This window comes from Acrocarpospora phusangensis (genome assembly GCF_016862995.1).
Lineage (GTDB): Bacteria > Actinomycetota > Actinomycetes > Streptosporangiales > Streptosporangiaceae > Acrocarpospora > Acrocarpospora phusangensis.
In genome coordinates, this window is the sequence record NZ_BOOA01000043.1 from 1 (window position 1) to 19,006 (window position 19,006).

14 protein-coding genes are annotated in these 19,006 nt (G+C 69.5%); 6 read left to right on the forward strand and 8 right to left on the reverse strand.

The window, feature by feature from the left end; translation table 11 throughout:
- Positions 1 to 1,430: 1,430 nt before the first annotated feature.
- The 5 genes from Aph01nite_RS24370 to Aph01nite_RS24390 all read right to left on the reverse strand — a co-directional run bounded on the left by Aph01nite_RS24370 (position 1,431) and on the right by Aph01nite_RS24390 (position 8,083).
- Positions 1,431 to 2,024: a ComEA family DNA-binding protein gene (locus Aph01nite_RS24370; RefSeq protein ID WP_204043298.1), complete on the reverse strand. Its 594-nt coding sequence runs from the start codon at positions 2,022 to 2,024 to the stop codon at positions 1,431 to 1,433.
- Positions 2,025 to 3,107: 1,083 nt separating this feature from the next.
- Positions 3,108 to 3,962 carry a DegV family protein gene (locus Aph01nite_RS24375; protein WP_204043299.1) on the reverse strand — a complete coding sequence of 285 codons (855 nt, stop codon included), beginning with the start codon at positions 3,960 to 3,962 and terminating at the stop codon, positions 3,108 to 3,110.
- A 32-nt stretch (positions 3,963 to 3,994) separates the two neighbouring features.
- Positions 3,995 to 5,203, reverse strand: a complete 1,209-nt coding sequence (gene hutI / locus Aph01nite_RS24380; protein ID WP_204043300.1) for an imidazolonepropionase — start codon at positions 5,201 to 5,203, stop codon at positions 3,995 to 3,997.
- A gap of 692 nt (positions 5,204 to 5,895) precedes the next feature.
- Positions 5,896 to 7,293: a GTPase HflX gene (gene hflX, locus Aph01nite_RS24385; RefSeq protein WP_239161924.1), complete on the reverse strand. Its 1,398-nt coding sequence runs from the start codon at positions 7,291 to 7,293 to the stop codon at positions 5,896 to 5,898.
- A 109-nt stretch (positions 7,294 to 7,402) separates the two neighbouring features.
- Positions 7,403 to 8,083 carry a DUF4097 family beta strand repeat-containing protein gene (locus tag Aph01nite_RS24390; RefSeq protein ID WP_204043302.1) on the reverse strand — a complete coding sequence of 227 codons (681 nt, stop codon included), beginning with the start codon at positions 8,081 to 8,083 and terminating at the stop codon, positions 7,403 to 7,405.
- Positions 8,084 to 8,238: 155 nt separating this feature from the next.
- Here Aph01nite_RS24390 and aceB point away from each other — a divergent pair, with 155 nt between their 5' ends.
- The 6 genes from aceB to Aph01nite_RS24420 all read left to right on the forward strand — a co-directional run bounded on the left by aceB (position 8,239) and on the right by Aph01nite_RS24420 (position 14,878).
- Complete coding sequence (aceB, locus tag Aph01nite_RS24395) at positions 8,239 to 9,816, forward strand: malate synthase A (protein ID WP_204043303.1); 1,578 nt, start codon at positions 8,239 to 8,241, stop codon at positions 9,814 to 9,816.
- 19 nt (positions 9,817 to 9,835) lie between these two features.
- Entirely contained in the window at positions 9,836 to 11,269 is a 1,434-nt protein-coding gene (locus tag Aph01nite_RS24400) for an FAD-linked oxidase C-terminal domain-containing protein (protein WP_204043304.1), read from the forward strand.
- On the forward strand, positions 11,269 to 12,558 hold the full coding sequence (locus tag Aph01nite_RS24405) for an FAD-binding oxidoreductase (RefSeq protein WP_204043305.1): 1,290 nt from the start codon (positions 11,269 to 11,271) through the stop codon (positions 12,556 to 12,558). The genes Aph01nite_RS24400 and Aph01nite_RS24405 overlap by 1 nt, the downstream gene beginning before the upstream one ends.
- Positions 12,558 to 13,784, forward strand: a complete 1,227-nt coding sequence (locus tag Aph01nite_RS24410; protein ID WP_204043306.1) for a (Fe-S)-binding protein — start codon at positions 12,558 to 12,560, stop codon at positions 13,782 to 13,784. Before Aph01nite_RS24405 ends, Aph01nite_RS24410 begins: the two co-directional genes overlap by 1 nt.
- Positions 13,781 to 14,530, forward strand: a complete 750-nt coding sequence (locus Aph01nite_RS24415; RefSeq protein WP_204043307.1) for an IclR family transcriptional regulator — start codon at positions 13,781 to 13,783, stop codon at positions 14,528 to 14,530. The genes Aph01nite_RS24410 and Aph01nite_RS24415 overlap by 4 nt, the downstream gene beginning before the upstream one ends.
- A 120-nt stretch (positions 14,531 to 14,650) precedes the next feature.
- Positions 14,651 to 14,878, forward strand: coding sequence for a DUF2277 family protein (locus Aph01nite_RS24420; protein ID WP_204043308.1), 228 nt, complete (start codon positions 14,651 to 14,653; stop codon positions 14,876 to 14,878).
- A 72-nt stretch (positions 14,879 to 14,950) separates the two neighbouring features.
- Here Aph01nite_RS24420 and Aph01nite_RS24425 read toward each other — a convergent pair whose 3' ends face one another.
- The 3 genes from Aph01nite_RS24425 to Aph01nite_RS24435 form a co-directional block, all read right to left on the reverse strand.
- Positions 14,951 to 15,709, reverse strand: coding sequence for an HNH endonuclease family protein (locus Aph01nite_RS24425; protein WP_239161925.1), 759 nt, complete (start codon positions 15,707 to 15,709; stop codon positions 14,951 to 14,953).
- A 120-nt stretch (positions 15,710 to 15,829) separates the two neighbouring features.
- Complete coding sequence (locus tag Aph01nite_RS24430; RefSeq protein ID WP_239161926.1) at positions 15,830 to 16,591, reverse strand: SDR family NAD(P)-dependent oxidoreductase; 762 nt, start codon at positions 16,589 to 16,591, stop codon at positions 15,830 to 15,832.
- Positions 16,592 to 16,667: 76 nt separating this feature from the next.
- The gene (locus Aph01nite_RS24435; protein ID WP_204043309.1) at positions 16,668 to 18,953 is read right to left on the reverse strand and encodes a tetratricopeptide repeat protein; all 2,286 of its coding nucleotides are present in this window, start codon (positions 18,951 to 18,953) and stop codon (positions 16,668 to 16,670) included.
- Positions 18,954 to 19,006: the final 53 nt, after the last annotated feature.

Consider the following 19,006-nt stretch of genomic DNA (forward strand, 5'->3'; position numbering starts at 1 on the left):
CCGCCACAACCCCACCCGCCCCCACCACCGAATCCACACCCGCGACAACCCCACCGGTTCCCATCAGCGACTCCACATCCGCCACAGCCCCTCCCGTCCCCACCCGAGACTCCGCACCCGCCACAACTCCACCCGTCCTCACCGGCGATTCAGTCGGCCTTTTGCTCGATCTCCCATTCGGGTCCGTGAATTCAATCCGCACAATCCGAGCCTCCGCTACTACGCGCACACCGGAACTGCCCGCACCTGGGCGAATTTTCGGATCATCCGAGAGCACGATCTCGGCTCGAACAACCGCGTTCCGATCTGCCAACTCGGCCACCGGCCCTGCCGAAACGCCATACACCTTCATCGCCACGACACCCGCCGCGATCCCCGCACAGCAAAGGCTGCCGACGGCGAAATTCCACCATCGTCTATCTATCCCGGCGCGCGCCCCGAACCAAGCAATCCAACCCCCGGCCGCCAAACAAATGATCCCTACGACGGCCCCCGTCACCGGTGTGCGCCCCAGCAGCACCAACGCGACAACCCACACAGCCACCGCCGGCCCGAGCAACACCAGCGAATGACCAGACTCGACAACCTCAGGCTCAGCCTCGGGCCGCGCCACTAGAACGCCCCCTTCATTCCAATCGAAGGAGCCACCGAATGGCTCCACAAGTGAGCGACGTGATCAGGAAGCTCGGCCCCAGCCTGGTGCAGGCGGTCGTCCGAGCCTGGTGCGGGCGAAACGTCGACCTAGAACTGGCGGGACGTCGATCCCAGGAACTCGCGGGACGAGAACGCCGCCGAGATCCTGTCGCGTACCCTTGCTGAGGCAGGGCGATTGGGCGGCCAATGCGAACAGTGGCCAATATGAAGCCGGGCTGATTACCGAAAATCCCTATCCTTGGGAACCTCTAACAGAATGAAGCCGGTCGCTCTTGGCACCGGTGCGGCGAGTGGCGTCACATGCGTTGGCGGCGCAAGATATCGGCGAGCGGCCAGCGCCTCGGGTCATTCTGTTAGGCGCGCTAAGAGCACCCAGCCGAATGATCCATGGTCGCTGGTTCAATCCAGATTCGTCACTTTCACCGTAATCCAGATTTAGCGCTAGTGCGGGAGACTGGCCCCTTCGTCAAGGATGCCGGATAACGTCCCTTCACACGGGCGTCTCCCCCATCGTCCGCGTCCCCGGACTCGACGCCGGACTCATCCAGCGCGTCCTCGAGGAGCGACTACCTCAGGTCATTCTGTTAGGTGCTCTAGGAACACTCAGCCATATGATCCAGGATCGCCAGTTTGATCCAGAGCCGCTGCTTTCCACCGTAATCCAGATTTGGCGCCGGTGAGGCGGGCGGCGTTGCCTGCGTTAACGGCGCCGGATAACGGCGAGAATCTGATGTTTGATCGGCTCCAACAGGCGCCCCCGAAGCCTACCTGTCGGGCTACGGGGAGACTTTGTCTTTGAGTTCGGCGTATTTGCGTTCGCCTATGCCTGATACCTCACGTAATTGTTCGACGGTTTGGAAGCCGCCGTGGGTGTCGCGGTATTCGATGATGCGTTGAGCGAGGACTTCTCCGACGCCGGGGAGTTGTTCCAGTTGGTCGGGGGTGGCCGAGTTGAGGCTGAGGATGTTGGTGGCGGTTGGGTCGGAGGGTGAGGCGCCGGGAGGGGATCGGAGGCCGACGATGATTTGCTCGCCGTCTACGAGGCGGCGGGCCAGGTTCAGGGTGCCGGGCTCGGAGCCCTTCTTCATGCCGCCGGCTGCGGTGATGGCGTCGACGACTCTTGAGCCGGTGGGCAGGGCCAGCACGCCTGGGTCGCGAACCTTGCCGGTGACGTAGACGGTTACGCGGGATGTGGGCGATGGGGTGATGGGAGTCGTTTCGCCGGCAGGGGTGGGTGGTGTCAGCGGCTCGGGAACGGGTTGCGATCGCCAGGCGTAGATTCCGGCGACTACGGCGGCCAGCACTCCGACGAATATCAGGAGTCGGGTGCCCGGACGGCCCGGGTCGAATCGTTCGCCATTGCCCAGCATTTCGCGGAAGCGCCTTCCGAGTGTTTGACTGCTGCTCTCCCACGTATGACCGCCGCTCTCCCGCTCGGCGGCACGGTGCAGGTGGCCTACATGTGCGCCCCCCGCTGTCACGTCGAGATCGTCGTCCTCGTGCGGCTTCGCTGAAGGGAAGCGGTCATCGTCGTCCCACCTCGCTGAGGGTGAGCGGTCAGCCTCCACCGGGTTGGAGTAAGTCGATCTCGGGGTGGGTCCGTCGTAGGGCCGAAGCCGATGCGCGGGGTCGAGGTGGCGTGATGGCTCTCGTGATGGCTCTGGGATGCCAAGTGCTGCCGGAAGGCCGAACGAAGGAGGTGGCCCTGCCGCCAAGGGCGCTAGGTAAGCGGAGGAATGTGGATCGTGGTGGACGGTTACGGCCGCGGCCACGGGTGCCGGGTTGGATTGGGCGGAGGCAGGACTTGCGGGGTCTTGAGATGTTGTGGGGGGATTGTAGAAAGGCGTGGTCGGGATCGCGTGGAAGGGGCGGGTAGTCAGCCGGTGAAGGCGGACTTCTATGGCGGCCTGGTCGGCCTTCTGATTCTCCCTGGTTCCCACGGCTGTGACATTAGGAGTCTGGGCAGCCGGACGAAGGGGCCGAACGCAGTTCTGTGGATAGAGAAGGGATATCCACAGAACCAGTGATGTTCAACGTGCCCATTGGAATGGGCCAATCGCCGGTTCCCGCCGGGTTCTCGTCGTTATCCGGCGCCGTTAACGCAGGTGACGCGACTCGCCGCACCGGCGCCAAGAGAGCGGCCCGCTCATTCTTGCGAGGACCCCACTAGCCCTGTCATGACCCATTTTGCTCTGTTAAAAGCATTTGCCCGTTCGGAGTCCCTATCATCCGTTCAGAGTTCGTATCGTCCGTTCGGAGTCCCTGTGGTCCGTTCGGAGCCCCTGTGGTCCACTTGATGTCCCTGTGGTCCGCTTGAGGTCCCTGTGTACCGTTCAGCGTTCCAGGGTTCGTTCAGGCCCTGGGGATCGTTCACACCCCGGGGGTCGTTCACGCCCTGAGATTCGTTCACGCCCTGGGGGTCGTTCAAGGTTGCTGGGGTCTGTTCACGGTTGTCAGGTGGGTTCAGAGGTTGCCGGAGAGATGGTTACGGAGAGCATGCCTGGGCCGGTGTGGGCGGCTATCGCGGCGCCGGCTTCGGTGATCGTCAGGTGGTTGAGGTTGGGGATGCGGGCGCTGAGGCGGGTGGCCAGGGAGGTGGCGTGGGTGGGGTTGGACAGGTGCTGGATGGCGACGTTTACGAGGGTTTCGCCGGCTGCGGAAGTCGCGAGGTCTTCCAGGTGAGATAAGGCACGGGCGGTCGTACGGACCTTTTCGAGGAGGGCGATGGAGCCGTCGGCGAGGTGGAGGAGCGGCTTGATGGCGAGGGCGGAGCCGAGGAGGGTGGCGGCGGGGCCGATACGGCCGCCCCGGCGGAGGTGCTCGAGGGTGTTGACGTAGAAGAAGATCCGGGTCCCCTCGGCGCAGGTACGGGCGGCGGCAGCCACCTCGTCGAGGGAAGCGCCCTGGGCGGCGGCGCGGGCGGCGGCGAGGACGGGGAAGCCGAGCCCCATGCCGATGGACCGACTGTCGATCACTTCGACGGGGATCCGGGCTTCCTTGGCGGCCAGCCGCGCGGCCTCGTACGTACCCGACATCTCTCCCGAAAGATGGACCGACACGACTCCGGTAGCCCCACGGGCGGCCGCACCCTCGTACGCGTCCCCGAAACGTTGCGGGGCGGGACGGGACGTTGTGACGGGTGTCCACTCCCGCAACGCCGCCGCAACCCCCTCAGCGTCGATCTGAGCGCCGTCGTCGAACTCCCGCCCCCCGATGATCACCTGCAACGGCACAACGGAAATCCCCCACCGCTCCACCGCGGCAGGCTCCAGATAAGCGGACGAATCCGTGACAACAACAACCGACATGTCGCGAGATTACCCACCAGAAGCCGGACGGCTCACTGAACAGGCGTGCCCCCGCGCCAGACCCGGCGAGGCTTGAGACCGAACGCCCACGCGAACGCGCCCTCGTGGTCGGCGTCCCACTGCACGATGTCCGCCAGCCGCCCGGGCGCGAGCACACCCCGGTCAGGAGCACCCAGAACCTGGGCTCCGCCGAGAGTCGCGGCCCGGAGCGCGTCGCCCACGCTCATCCCGAACGCGGCCACCGCCAGGCTGATCACCAGCGACATCGACGTGATCCCGCAGTGCCCCGGGTTGTGGTCGCTGCCGAGCGCGATCGGCACACCTTGCCCGATCAGGCGGCGCACCGGCGGGAGCGAGCCGCCGGCGAGGGCGGTGCCCGGGCAGACCACGGCGGGCACGCCGTAGCGGGCCATCAGCGCGATGTCCTCGTCGGTGGTGTGGTGAAGCAGGTCGGCCGAGGCGCAGCCCATCTCGGCGGCCAGCTGCACGGCCCCGCGCTTGCTGTACGCCCCCGCGTGCACCCGCGGCAGCAGGCCGACGTTGCGCCCGGAGGCCAGCACCCAGCGCGCCTCGTCGGGGCTGAAGTGGCCGTCGTCGCAGTACACGTCCACGCTGTCGGCCCCGGCCGCGGCGGCGTCGGCGCACCAGGCGGCGACGGCTTCGACGTAGTCGCGCTGGCGGCCGAAGTACTCCGGCGGCACGACGTGGGCGGCGAGGAAGGTGACGTGCACGCGCGGCATCATGGGTTCCTTCTCCAGCTCGCGGAGAAGGCGCACGTCGGCGAGTTCGCCGTCGCGCGTGAGGTGGTAGCCGGTCTTGGCCTCGACCGTGGTGGTGCCGCTGAGCAGCCATTCGCGCAGCCGCTCGCGGACGCCGTTGCAGAGCGTCCACGGGTCGGTGCCGCGGGTCACGGTGACGGTGGAGCCGATGCCGCCGCCGGCGGCGGTGATCGCCGACACGGAGGAGCCGCCCGAGCGCATGGCCATCTCGGCGTAGCGGTTGCCCGCGTACACCGGGTGGGTGTGGGCGTCGATCAGGCCGGGCGTGACGAGCGCGCCGCCGAGGTTCTCCACATGGTCCACGTCGGTGATGTCGTCGACGACGCCGGGCACCGACTGCGGCAGGTCGGCCGCGCGGCCGACCCAGGCGATGCGGTCGTTGTGGACCAGGATCGACGCGTTGCTGCACACGTCATGGCCGGTCCAGAGGCGGCCGATGTTGGTGAGAAGGCGAACGGTCATCCGACCACCATCCGTGACGACGCCCGTGAGGACGTCGCGGAAGCCCAGCTCGTGGGCGCCGCGCCCGCTGGGTCCGCTCCGTGTCCGGACGTCATTGGGGGGTCTCCTGCTCTCATCGCGCACCGGGTTGTGCGATGACCGGATCGCCGTGAGGGTCGCCTCGGCGATTTCAGTTCAGTTACGTTATTTCACAGGTCGGCTCGCTGTACAGGGTTATTGAGAAGAACGCCGGTTCGCCTCCCTGGCATCCGGTTGACCCGTCCTTCTCCCCCGTCACTTCCGAGTCCGTTATTCCAGCTCAGACCCGGCAAACGCACCCGCACCCCAGGTGTAACAGCACTCACAGGTGTCATCGTGTGTACCCGCGCAAGATTGTCGCGTAAGGCTTGGCTTATCCTAGCAACGCCGACCCCCGTGGGCCAGTGTCGTTTTCCTTCCGCTTTAGGGCTGGCCTCCCCAAATTCCCCGATTCGTCACCTTTCCCGCGACGAACGAAACCCTGTTTCCATGATCCATTGCGCTCTCTCGCCGCACCGGAATGGGCAGCTCACAGCGGCCACGGTCAGACAGGAGAACAGGGCGGGCGAATCACCGGATGGCGCAGTATTTCCAGCCTGGGCGTGAGATCGCCGCGTCCGTTTCTGGACACGGCGAGGAGCCCGGACCATCAAGCCCGGGCTCCGAAGCGCCCTCTAGACCGTTTCCACCGGTTTGGCGACCCGGTCCAGCTCGTAGAAGAGGCTGGCCAGCACCCGCGCGTGCAGCACGGTGCCGTCGCCGGTGTGCTCGACGGAGAGGACCTCCCCCTCCTTGTGCGCCCGCGCGACCAGATCTCCCCGGTCGTACGGCACCAGCATGTGCACCTCGTGGTCGAGATGCGGCAGCTCCCGCTCGATCAGCGCCAGCAGCTCGGGAATCCCCGACCCCGTACGCGCCGACACCACGATGCTGTGCCGCTCCCGCATGGTCAGCCGCGCCAGCACCACCGGATCGGCGGCGTCCGCCTTGTTGACCACCACGATCTCCGGAATGTCCCCCGCGCCCGGGATCTCCGAGAAGACCTCCCGTACGGCGGCGAGCTGGGACTCCGGATCGGGATGGGAGCCGTCCACGACGTGCAGGATCAGGTCCGCGTCCCCGACCTCCTCCAGCGTCGACCGGAAGGCCTCCACCAGCTGGTGCGGCAGGTGCCGGACGAATCCCACCGTGTCGGCCAGCGTGAACAGCCGGCCCTCCGGCGTCCGCGCCCGCCGTACGGTCGGGTCAAGGGTCGCGAACAGGGCGTCCTCGACCAGGACCCCGGCGCCGGTCAGGCGGTTCAGCAGCGAGGACTTGCCCGCGTTGGTGTAACCGGCGATGGCCACGGCGGGGACCTCGCGCGCCTGGCGGCGGTGACGCTTGGTCTCGCGGGAGGTCGACATCTCCTTGATCTGCCGGCGCAGTTTGGCCATCCGCTCGCGGATCCGCCGCCGGTCCAGCTCGATCTTCGTCTCACCGGGGCCGCGGCCGCCGATGCCGACGCCGCCCGCCGCGCGTCCGCCGACCTGGCGGGACAGGTTGCCACCCCAGCCTCGCAGGCGGGGCAGCAGGTACTGCAGCTGGGCGAGCTCGACCTGGGCCTTGCCCTCCCGGCTCTTGGCGTGCTGGGCGAAGATGTCGAGGATCAGCGCGGTCCGGTCGATGACCTTGACCTTGACGACCTCCTCCAGCTGCCGCAGCTGGCCGGGGGTGAGCTCGCCGTCGCAGATCACGGTGTCGGCGCCGGTGGTCGAGACGATGTCGCGGAGTTCGGTGGCCTTGCCCGACCCGATGTAGGTCGCCGGGTCCGGCTTGTCGCGACGCTGGATGAGGCCCTCCAGGACCTCGGATCCGGCGGTCTCGGCCAGGAGCTTGAGCTCCTGGAGCGAGTTCTCCGCGTCGAAGACCGTGCCGCTGGTCCACACTCCCACCAGGACGACCCGCTCCAGCCGGAGCTGACGGTATTCGACCTCGGTGATGTCGGTGAGCTCTGTCGAGAGACCCGCGACGCGTCTGAGCGCCTGACGCTCCTCAAGTTCGTAGTCGCCGATGTCCTCTGGCTCGTTGCGCATATATGTCATCTCTACTAGACCAACAGTCCGACACCGTGGTGTCTTCCCTTCGATGGTGGCATGACACCCGAAGATCGCGCACCCCGATAATCTCAGCGGAGCCTGGACGTCACACCAGGACCTTGACGTCGCCGGAACCGGTCTTGATGTGGATCTTCTTGGCGGCGGCCGGGTCCTGCGCGACCTCGACGGTCCGGTTGCCCGAGCCGGTTTCGAGGGTCACGTTGTACGCGCCGTTGGGGACGTACACGACACCCTCGCCGGAGCCGGTGGAGACCTGGGTCTGGTCGGGGGCGGAGTCGAAGCGGAGTTCGACGTCGCCGGAGCCGGTGTCGGCGACGGCGGTCCTGCCGCTCAGGTCGCTGGCCTCGATGTCGCCGGAGCCGGTGGAGACGTCGATGGGGCCGGTCAGGGCGCGCAGGGTGATGGTCCCCGAGCCGGTGTCCACCTTCACATTGAGGCCGCGGGGGACCTCCACCCGGTAGTCGACGGCGCAATCGGAGCAGTCGTACGCGAGTTCCAAGGTGTTGCCCGAGACCTGGTGGCCGTCGGTGGGCTTGTCGCCCCGGTAGTGGAGGGTCTCGGTGACCTTGATGCCGCTCCGGTCGGACTCGCTCACGACCACGTCGCCGGAGCCGGTGTCCACGGTGAGCACGGTCACCTTGTCGGTGATGTCGTACTCCTCGACGCTCTGCGCCCGGCCGAAACTGAAGTCCATGCCGCAACCGGTGAGAACCAGGGTCGATCCGATGACCGCACCCGCCAGGGTCAGGTTCCGCTTTATTCTCATGCCCCGATTCTGGGGATTTCCCGAGGCCGAGCCCATCCGGGATACCCCCGAGCACTCCCTGAGGCAACCCTCACGTTGACCCCCGAAAACGCATCAAGTAGCGTCGATTCCACGTGACAGAAGCATTTTTCCGCCTAGTGGAAAGGGTATGGACCATGGAGATCAACGGCCCGATGCTGCAGCGGTTCGACGAGATCCTCACGCCGGAGGCCCTCGCCTTCGTGGCCACCCTGCAGCGCGAGTTCGACGACCGCCGCCTGGACCTGCTGGCCGCCCGCGAGGCGCGGCAGGCGGAGCTGTCCGCCGGGGGCACGCTGGACTTCCTGCCGGAGACCGCCGGGATCCGGGCAGGGGACTGGCGGGTGGCGCCGCCCGCGCCGGGCCTGGCCGACCGCCGCGTGGAGATCACCGGCCCCGTGGACCAGAAGATGACCATCAACGCGCTGAACTCCGGCGCCAAGGTGTGGCTGGCCGACTTCGAGGACGCCAACTCCCCCACCTGGCCCAACACCGTCAACGGCCAGATCAACCTGCGGGACGCGCTCGATCGCACGATCGACTTCACCAGCGGCGGCAAGACGTACGCGCTGAAGGACGACGCGGAGCTGGCCACGATCGTGGTCCGGCCGCGCGGCTGGCACCTGACCGAGAAGCACGCGACCGTGGACGACCGGCCGGTCGCGGCGGCGCTGTTCGACTTCGGCCTCTACTTCTTCCACTGCGCGCAGCGGCAGATCGACAAGGGCCGGGGCCCCTACTTCTACCTGCCGAAGATGGAGTCCCACCTGGAGGCGCGCCTCTGGAACGACGTCTTCGTCCGCGCCCAGGACCTGCTCGGCATCCCGCAGGGCACGATCCGGGCGACCGTGCTGATCGAGACGTACCCGGCCGCCTTCGAGATGGAGGAGATCCTCTACGAGCTGCGCGACCACTCCGCCGGCCTCAACGCGGGCCGCTGGGACTACCTGTTCAGCGTGATCAAGAAGTTCCGCACCCGGGGCCGCGAGTTCCTGCTGCCGGAGCGGAACGCGGTGACCATGACGGCGCCGTTCATGCGCGCGTACACCGAGCTGCTGGTGCGGACCTGCCACAAGCGCGGCGCGCACGCCATCGGGGGGATGGCGGCGTTCATCCCGTCCCGCCGGGACCCCGAGGTGAACAAGGTGGCGCTGGAGAAGGTCAGGGCCGACAAGACGCGCGAGTCCGGGGACGGCTTCGACGGCTCCTGGGTGGCCCACCCCGACCTGGTCCCGATCTGCCAGGAGGTCTTCGACTCGGTGCTGGGCGAGCGGCCGAACCAGCTGGACCGGCTGCGCGAGGACGTCAGCGTCGGCGCCGCCGACCTGCTGGCGGTCTCCGAGACGCCGGGCGAGATCACCGAGGGCGGCCTGCGCAACAACGTGGACGTGGCGCTGCGCTACCTGGCGGCCTGGATGGGCGGCAGCGGCGCGGTGGCGATCCACAACCTGATGGAGGACGCGGCGACGGCCGAGATCTCCCGCTCCCAGATCTGGCAGTGGATCAGGAGCGAGATCAAGCTGGCGGACACGGGCGCGATCGTGACCAAGGAGCTGGTGGAGCAGATCATCACCGAGGAGCTGGCCCAGATCGCCCAGGACCCGGGGTATGACGAGAAGCTGTTCGCCCAGGCCACGGCTCTTTTCAAGGAGGTCGCGCTGGACGATGATTTCGCCGAGTTCCTAACCCTCCCCGCATATGCCCGTATGCCGTGACGTGAGCGAAGATGGCGGTATGACGGAGTTGCTCGCGGGGCGGTTGCGGGAGGTGCTGCCGGACGAGGCGGTGATCACCGATCCGGTCCGGCTGCGCACGTACGAGTGCGACGGCCTCACCTATCACCGGGCGACGCCCGGCGTGGTGGTGCTGCCGGAGACGGCCGAGCAGGTCGCCGCCGTGGTACGGCTCTGCCAGGAGTTCCGGGTTCCGTTCGTGGCCAGGGGCTCCGGCACGGGCCTGTCCGGCGGCGCGCTCCCCCGGTCGGACGGGGTGCTGATCGTCACCTCGCGGATGCGGCGCATCCTGTCCGTCGACCTGGCGGCGCGGCGCGCGGTGGTGGAACCGGGGGTGACCAACCTGGCCATCACCGAGGCGGTCCGCGACGCCGGCTACTACTACGCGCCGGACCCGTCCAGCCAGCAGATCTGCTCGATCGGCGGCAACATCGCGGAGAACTCGGGCGGCGCGCACTGCCTCAAATACGGCTTCACGGTCAACCACGTGCTGGCGCTGGAGCTGGTGACCCCGGACGGGGACATCGTCGAGCTCTCCGCCATGGACGCCGGCTACGACCTGCTCGGCGCGTTCATCGGCTCGGAGGGCACCCTCGGCATCGCCACCAAGATCACGGTACGGCTGTCGCGCGCGCCCGCCGCCGTCACGACCATGCTCGCCGCGTTCACCACGATCGAGGGCGGCGGGCGCGCCGTGTCGGCGATCATCGGGGCCGGGATCGTGCCAGCCGCCATCGAGATGATGGACGCGCTGGCCATCGAGGCCGCCGAGGCCGCGGTGCGCTGCGAGTACCCGGCCGGCGCCGGGGCCGTGCTGGTGGTGGAGCTGGACGGCCCGGAGGCCGAGGTGGAGGCGCAGTTCGCCCTGGTCGACCGGATCTGCCGGGAGGCGGGCGCGTTCGAGATCCGGGTGGCCGCGTCGGCGGAGGAGCGGCAGGCGATCTGGAAGGGCCGCAAGTCGGCGTTCGCGGCCGTGGGGCGGATCAGCCCGGCGTACATCGTGCAGGACGGGGTCGTGCCGCGGACCGCGCTGCCGGACGTGCTGGCCGGGATCGACCGGCTGCAGGAGGAGTTCGGGATCCGGGTGGCCAACGTCTTCCACGCGGGGGACGGCAACCTGCATCCGCTGGTCCTGTTCGACGACGCGGTGGAGGGCGAGGGCGAGCGCGCCGAGCTGGTGAGCGGGCGCATCCTCGACCTGTGCATCGAGCACGGCGGCTCGATCACCGGGGAGCACGGCGTCGGCGTCGACAAGGCCCGATACATGCCGAGAATGTTCACGGACGAGGATCTGGACACCATGCAGCTGGTGCGGTGCGCGTTCGACCCGAGATACCTGTCCAATCCGGGCAAGGTGTTCCCCACGCCCCGGCTGTGCGGCGAGGTCCCCCAGGTGCGCAAGGGACCGCATCCCCACGAGGCGGAGCTGTTCTGATGCCGCAGGAGGCGCTGGCCAAGACCGGGGTGACCGTCCGGGTGGCCGATGCCGGCGACACGGTCGCGGGGGTTCAGGCGAAATGGGTGGCTCTGCCGGAGTCGACGGAGGAGGTCGCCGCGCTGCTCCGGGTGGCGGCGGAGCACGATCTCGCGGTCACACCGGTCGGCGGGGGCACCAAGCTGGACTGGGGGCCGCCGCCCGAGCGCTGCGACCTGCTCGTCGATCTGTGCTGCCTCAACGAGGTCCTCGAATACGCCCCCGGTGACCTGGTCGTCCGCGTGCAGACCGGAATCACCCTGGACGCGCTCAACGAGCACCTCGCCGCCGAGAACCAGGAACTCGCCCTGGAGTCCCCCGTCCCCGGCACCACCGTCGGCGGCCTGCTCGCCACCGCCCTCTCCGGCCCCCGCAGATTCCGGTACGGCACGCCCCGCGACCTCGTCATCGGCGTCACCGTGGTGCTGGCCGACGGCACCACCGCGCGCTCCGGCGGCAAGGTCGTCAAGAACGTGGCCGGCTACGACCTGGGCAAACTCTTCGCCGGCTCGTACGGCACGCTGGGTGTCATCACCGAGGCGACCTTCCGCCTGCACCCCCTCCCGCCGGCCCGCCTCTGGGTGACGGCGACCTACCCGGAACTCGGGGACGCGCCCGGGGTGGATCTCGGCACCCTGGCCGTGCAGCTGGCCGCCTCGCAGGCCGAACCCGCCGCGGTGGAACTCGACTGGTCGGCGGATTCGCCGGGATACACGGTGTCCGCCCTGCTGGAAGGCACGGCCGCCCCCACCAAGGCCGAAACAATCCGACAAGTCATGACAAATCCTGAAATATCATGGTCTGAGTCGCCTGATGGGGCGGCGCGGGCCGAGGTGTCCGAGAGCCCGCCGGACTGGTGGGGACGGCTCCCCGAAGGCGCGATCCTGCTGGAGATCCGGGTTCCCCCGAGCAGCGCGGGCGCGGTGGTACGCGAGCTGGCCACCTCCCACCTGACCGGTCACACCCTGCGCGGCTCGGCCGCGAGCGGCGTCTTCCTCCTGGCTCTGCCGGCCGGAACACCGAAGGCCGGAACACCGGAGGCCGAGACGCCCGCGACGGCCGCGACGGTCATCGAGCGGCTGCGGGAGCGGATCGAGGCCCTGGACGGGCGGCTGCTGGCGGTCTCCGGGCCGGTCGGCGCGGCCGACCGGTGGGGCACGATCGGCGCCCTGGATCTGATGCGCCGGGTCAAGGCCAGATTCGACCCGGATCGCCGGATGTCTCCGGGGCGTTTCGTAGGAGGGATCTGATGGACCCGGAACTGATCAAAGACTGTGTGCACTGCGGGTTCTGCCTGCCCACCTGTCCCACGTACGTGCTGTGGGGCGAGGAGATGGACTCGCCGCGGGGCCGGATCCACCTGATGCAGCAGCACGTCGAGGGCACCCCGATCACCCCCGAGATGGCCGGGCACTTCGACGCCTGCCTGGGCTGCATGGCCTGCGTGACCGCCTGCCCCTCCGGCGTACAGTACGACCGCCTGATCGAGGAGACCCGCGCCGAGGTCGAACGCGTCCACGTCCGTACCCCGCACGAGCGGGCCATCCGGGGCATCGTGTTCACCCTCTTCCCGTACCCGCGCCGCCTGCGCCTCCTCAAGCTCCCGATGCGCCTGGCCGGCCGGCTGCGTCCGTTCCTGGCCCGGGTGAACCCGTCCCTCGGCGCCATGGCCGAACTCGCTCCCCCACCCGCCCGCCGCGTCCGCCTGCCCGCACGGGTCCACGCGCGCGGCCCCTGGCGGGCCACCGTCGGCCTGCTCACCGGCTGCGTCCAAGGCGAGTTCTTCCCCGGCGTCAACGCCGCCACCGCCCGCGTCCTGGCCATGGAGGGCTGCGACGTCGTCATCCCCGCGCACCAGGGGTGCTGCGGCGCGCTCTCCCTGCACTCCGGCTACGACGCCAGGAAGTTCGCCAAACGCACCATCGCCACCTTCGAACGCGCCGGCGTCGACACGATCGTGGTGAACGCGGCCGGCTGCGGATCCACCATGAAGGACTACGCCGAGATCCTCGCCGACGAGCCGGAATGGGCGGCCAGGGCCGCCGCGCTCAAGGTCCGCGACCTGGCCGAATACCTGGTCGAGCTGGGCCCGGTGGCCGAACGGCACCCGCTCGACGTGACCATCGCCTACCACGACGCCTGCCATCTCGCCCACGCCCAGAATGTGCGCGCCCAGCCCCGCGAGCTGCTCAACGGCATTCCGGGGCTGAAGCTGCGCGAGATCGCCGAGTCGTCGATCTGCTGCGGCTCGGCCGGGACGTACAACCTGTTCCAGCCGGAGGCCGCGCGGGAGCTGGGCGACCGCAAGGCGGCGCGGGTCCGCGCCACCGGAGCCGACCTGCTGGTGTCGGCCAACCCCGGCTGCACCATGCAGATCACGGCCTCGATGCGCCGCGGCGGCGAGGAGCCCATCCCGGTCGCGCACACCGCGCAGGTCCTGGACGCGTCGCTGCGCGGCACGGCGGTTCCCGGATGAGCGTGCAGAGCGTCGACCGGGCGCTGGACATCCTGGAGGCCCTGGCCGAGCGGGGCGGCGAGGCCGGGCTCTCCGAGATCGCCGCCAGGACCGGCCTGCCGTACGGGACGATCCACCGGTTGCTGCAGACGTTACTGGCGCGCGGCTACGTGCGGCAGGAGTCCGACCGGCGGTACGCGCTGGGCGGGTCGCTGGTGCGGACCGGCGGGGTGGCCCAGCGCATGGTCGGCGGCTGGGCGGAGCCGTACCTGGCCAAGATGGTGGAGCTGTCCGGGGAGACGGCCAACATGGCGGTGCTTGAGGGCGATTTCGTGGTGTACGTCGCGCAGGTGCCGTCGCCGCGGCGGCTGCGCATGTTCGCCGAGGTGGGCCGGCGGGTGCTGCCGCACAGCACGGCCGTCGGCAAGGTCCTGCTCGCGGACCGTACGGACGCGGCGGCCGTCTTCGGGCGCACCGGCCTGCCCCGCCGGACCGAGCACACGATCACCAGCGTGGACCGGCTCCTCGCCGAACTGGAGACCGTCCGCGATCGCGGGTACGCGCTGGATCTCGGCGAGGAGGAGCTGGGCGTGCACTGCCTGGCGGTGCCGGTCTCGGACGGGGACCGGGTCGTGGCGGGGATGTCGGTGTCGGGGCCCGCCGAGCGCATCAGCGCCCTCGACCGCGACGAGCTGGCCCGGGGGCTGCGGAAGATCGCCGACGACTTCGGCTCGGAGGCGTTCGGGTCCGGACGGCAGGGCTTCTAGAGAGCAGGGCCTCTCGTGGGCAGGGCCTCTCGTGGGCAGGGCCTCTCGTGGGCAGGGCCTCTCGTGGGCAGGGCTTCTGGGCGGCACGGCTTCCAGAGATCGCGCGGGTAGGCTCGCAGCATGTGCAGAAGCATCAAAACCCTGCGTCCCCCGTTCACCGACGAGGTCACCGACGACGACGTCCGGGCGGCGGCCCTCCAGTACGTCCGCAAGATCTCCGGCTTCCGCGCCCCGGCCGCCCACAACGCCGCCGCGTTCGACCAGGCGGTGGCCGCCATCACCGAGGCCAGTGCCGCGCTCCTGGCCTCCCTGGAGGTCCGCGGCTCCCGGCCCGCGCCCAGCGCCTGACCGATCAGGCGCACTGACCGATCAGGCGCATTGGTCGATCAGGCGCACTGACCGATCAGGCGCATTGGTGCATCAGGCGCATTGGTCGAGCATGGCGGCCTTGTCGGGCGCGGTGACGGGAAGGTCGTATTTCAGGGCGACCTGGGCGAAGCGCACGACGTAGGCGCAGCGGATCTTCCGGGTGGGCGGGAGCCAGGACGCCGGGCCCGAGTCGCCCTTGGACGAGTTCATCGAGCCGTCCACCGCGAGCAGGTTGAGCGGATCGTTGCTGATCTGCTTGCGTTTGGCGTCCGTCCACCGTGACGCGCCCATCTGCCAGTCGTAGGAGAGCGGCATGATGTGGTCGATCTGGATCTCGGACGCGTCCTCCTTCCGCCACTCGACGCTCGTGTCCGTGTACGGATCGAAGATCGTCATCTCCACGACCACACAATCCGACCCATCCCGATATTTCAGCTTTTCGCCGTCGCGCTGGAGGATGTCGTTCCGGGTGTCACACCCATTCCTCGCGTACGGAATGTCGTCGGCGTTGTCCGCCCAGGCGTACCCGAACTCCTCCCGGTCGTAGCCGGTCTTCGGACCGCGGCCCTTCGTGCCGACCTTCTCGATCAGCTCGCGGGCGGCCTTGCGGTCCTTCTCGGAGGTGATCGGGGCCAGTCCCGGCTCGGTGCCGTCCGGATTGTCCAGGGGATTGGTGCCCGTGGCCTTGTCGTCACCGCGCTGCGCCTTACGGTCGCCGGGCGGGTCGAGCCCGATCTCCTGACCGTCCAGCGGCGCACAGCCCCCCGCCAGGACAACCGCCATCAACGCCCCGACGATCGCCTTCCGCACCGCTACCCCTTAGGTCAAGAAATCACCAACCTAGGTATAGCAAATGCCCATAAATACGGAGATTATGGCTCGGTTTGGTCAAACGGTGGGAATGGGACAAGTCCCTCCCGTGAGTGATCGTCAGGTGATGAGGATGCCGCCGTCGACCGGGAGGACGGCGCCCGTCACGTAGCCCCCGGCGTCCGAGGCGAGGAAGATCGCGGCGGCCACCAGTTCGTCGGCGTCCCCCGGACGGCCCATCGGGACCCGCTGCGCGAGCATGCGCTCCAGATAGCCCTCCGGATACTCGTCGGTCATCTCGGAGGCGAAGAAGCCCGGCTCCAGGCAGTTCACCCGGATCCCGCGCCGGGCCGTCCACTGCTGGGCGAGGTCCCGCGTCAGACCGGTGATCGCCGCCTTGGAGGCGCTGTACGCGGCCTGCGGGAGCCCGGCCGTCGTCTCCCCCAGGATGCTGCCGATGTTGACGATCGACGACCCGGGGCGCATCACCCGGGCGCACGCCTGCGCCATCCAGTAGCTGCCGTGCAGGTTGACGTCGACCACCCGCCGGAACTCCTCGGGCGTCTCCTTCAGCGCGGGCACGGCCGTACCGACGCCGGCGTTGTTGATCAGGATGTCCAGCCGGCCGAACTCCTCGATGGCCGCGTCGGCCAGCGCCTGGCAGTCCGCCGGAACGCTCACGTCGGTCGCCACGGCGAGACAGCGGCGGCCGAGTCCCTCGACCATGCGCCGCGTCTCCGCCAGCCGGTCCACCCGGCGCGCCCCGACCACCACATCGGCGCCCGCCTCCGCGAAACCGCGCGCGAAGGCGACGCCCAGACCGGAGGAACCTCCGGTGACCACCACGACCCTGCCGTCCAGCCGGAACCGCTCAAGAATCACGCGGACACCATACCGAACGTCGTTCTAGCCGGTGTGGGCGATCCTGGCGGGGATCGCCCACTTCTGCGGTCTCGGCCTAGAGGCCGTACTCCTTGATGATGTGCTCGTGGCGTTCGGCCTCGACGCCGACCTCACGGGACAGGTCCAGCCAGGCCAGCGGGTGCACCCACTGCTCGGTCGCGTCGTCCAGCACCGCGTCCAGCTCGGCCGGGCTCACCGACGGCGGGATCGCGATCCAGCCGAACACGCCGGGCAGCGCGTCGCCGGTCCCGGGGTGGGTCACCTTGTAGTTGTCGTCGCTGTAGACCCACATGGGCCACCCGCGCTCGGCCAGCAGCTCGTTGAACTCCGTCCACTCGTGCTCGCTGGGAGCCGCGCCGTCGAAGAACCAGCTGGTGAAACCGCCGGGACGCAGGATGGACACCCCGGCGAACGGGATGACGAAGTTCTCCCGCTCCTGCTCGGTGTCGGGAATCGGCTCCAGCGGGCGCGGGTCCACCACGACGATGTCCCCGGCGTTGTACTCCATGCCGCGCGGCTGCGGGATGGCCAGGCGCGCGGTGGCCGGGCCGGTCCGCACGGCCAGCACCTCCCGCTGGCTGCCGTCGGGCGCGGGCAGGATGGCCCGGATGAGGTGCCACTCCTCCTCGATCGGCCCTTCCGACGACTGCAGCGGCATGCCCAGCTTGGCCGCGCCCTCGCGCACGGTCGCCCAGTCCTCGGTGGCGGTGGCCAGCACGATGACGCGCCAGATGTCCTCTTCCTCGCCCTCGGCGCCCTCCGCCAGGACCGGCTTGAGGATCTCCGCCGCGGCCGCGTTGTCGCCCAGGTGCTGGACGGCGCCCGACCACAGGCGGCGGCCCTCCAGACCGGCGCCGCCCTGGACCGCCAGCTCGGCCTCGGCCGCGGTCTCCTCCCAGCGCTCCCTGGCCCGGTAGAGGCGGGCCAGCGCCAGGTGGGAGGCGGGCGGGCCGAGCCGGGAGGCCAGTTCGAGCACCCGGTCGTCCTGCTCGGCCTCGATCAGCAGGCCGGTCAGGTAGGAGATGTCCTCCTCGTCGGCGTCCGCCGGATCGGCGTTCTCGACGATCATCTTCCAGTAGATCTCGGCCCCGACCGGCGCGTACCCCAGGAAGCCCAGGGTCGTGGTGTGCCGGCGGGTGACCTCCAGGTCGGTGCCGGACTGCGGCCAGAGCCAGCCCACCCAGCGCTCCGGGTCGGCCGTGCGCCCGTCGGCCGCGTCGAAGTAGGAGACCAGCTCTTCCTGCGGTCCCGGCGGCGTCACGGGCGGCGCCGCGTCCGCCGCGGCACGCAGCTCGGCGATCCGCTCCGCCAGCCCCTCGGTGGAGGCCAGCTGCGGCAGCACGGCCTCGGCCAGCTCGGCCAGCTCGCGCGCCTGCCAGGCACCCTGCCGGGCGATCGCCAGATGGCCGGCGGTCAGCGCCAGCTCCACCTGGGCCCGGTGGCCGCCCATCGTCTCGAAGTAGCTCATCCACTGCCGCATGATGCGGCCCAGCTGCCAGCTGTTGGCGATCGAGGCGCCCGCCGACAGCGTCCTGACGACCTGGGACCACTCCACCCACTCGCGCGGGTGCTCGCCGACCACGTCGAGGTCGGGCAGTGACTCCACGGCGTGCTCGATCCGGCCCAGCTCGGCCAGGATGCCGGCGTGCAGCAGGCCCTCCCGGCGCGCCTTGGCGACCGGGTCGTCGGGCTTGAAGCCGTTCGCGGCGTGCAGCGCGGCCAGCGCGTCCTCACCCCGGCCGGCCGCCAGCAGCGCCCGCGCGGACGCCGCGGCCAGCTCCCAGGAGGCCTCCTTGCCCGCGCCGCGCAGCCGCTCCACGGCCGCCTCCGCGTAGGTGACGGCCTCGCCCGGCTTGCCGTCGTCGAGCAGCGCCGCCACATACTGGGTGACGAGCCCGGAGAAGGCGAGCGAGTCGGGGCCGACCGTGTCGAGCGCGCGGCCCAGGACGGCCAGCCGCTCGTTCGCGTAACCTGGCCCGTCCGTGTTGGCCAGCGTGATGGCCAGCGCCTCCGCGGCGGCCGAGGCGGCCGGGCAGTCCCGGACGTCGGCCCGCTGGGCGAACTCGGCCAGCTCCCGGGCGTCGTCGAGCGCGACCGCGCCGTTGGCCCGGTCCCCCACCCGGCCGATCACATGCCAGTACCGTGCGAAGAGCTCAAGCCAGGGCTGTTCGAGCTCCTCCGCCTGCTGCGCGACGGCCGGTGCCACGACGTCGAGCTGGCCGTACCGCCCCTCCAGCGCCTGGGCGGGCACGTCGCCCAGCGCCATCGCCAGGCCGGCGTTTCCGGCTTCGTGCAGTTGCCGCTGGGTGCCACCGACCCATGACCAGATGTCCACGTCCATGGGCAGTCAGTCTGCCAGGTCAGCGACCATGCCCCAAACGCGCGCACCACCGC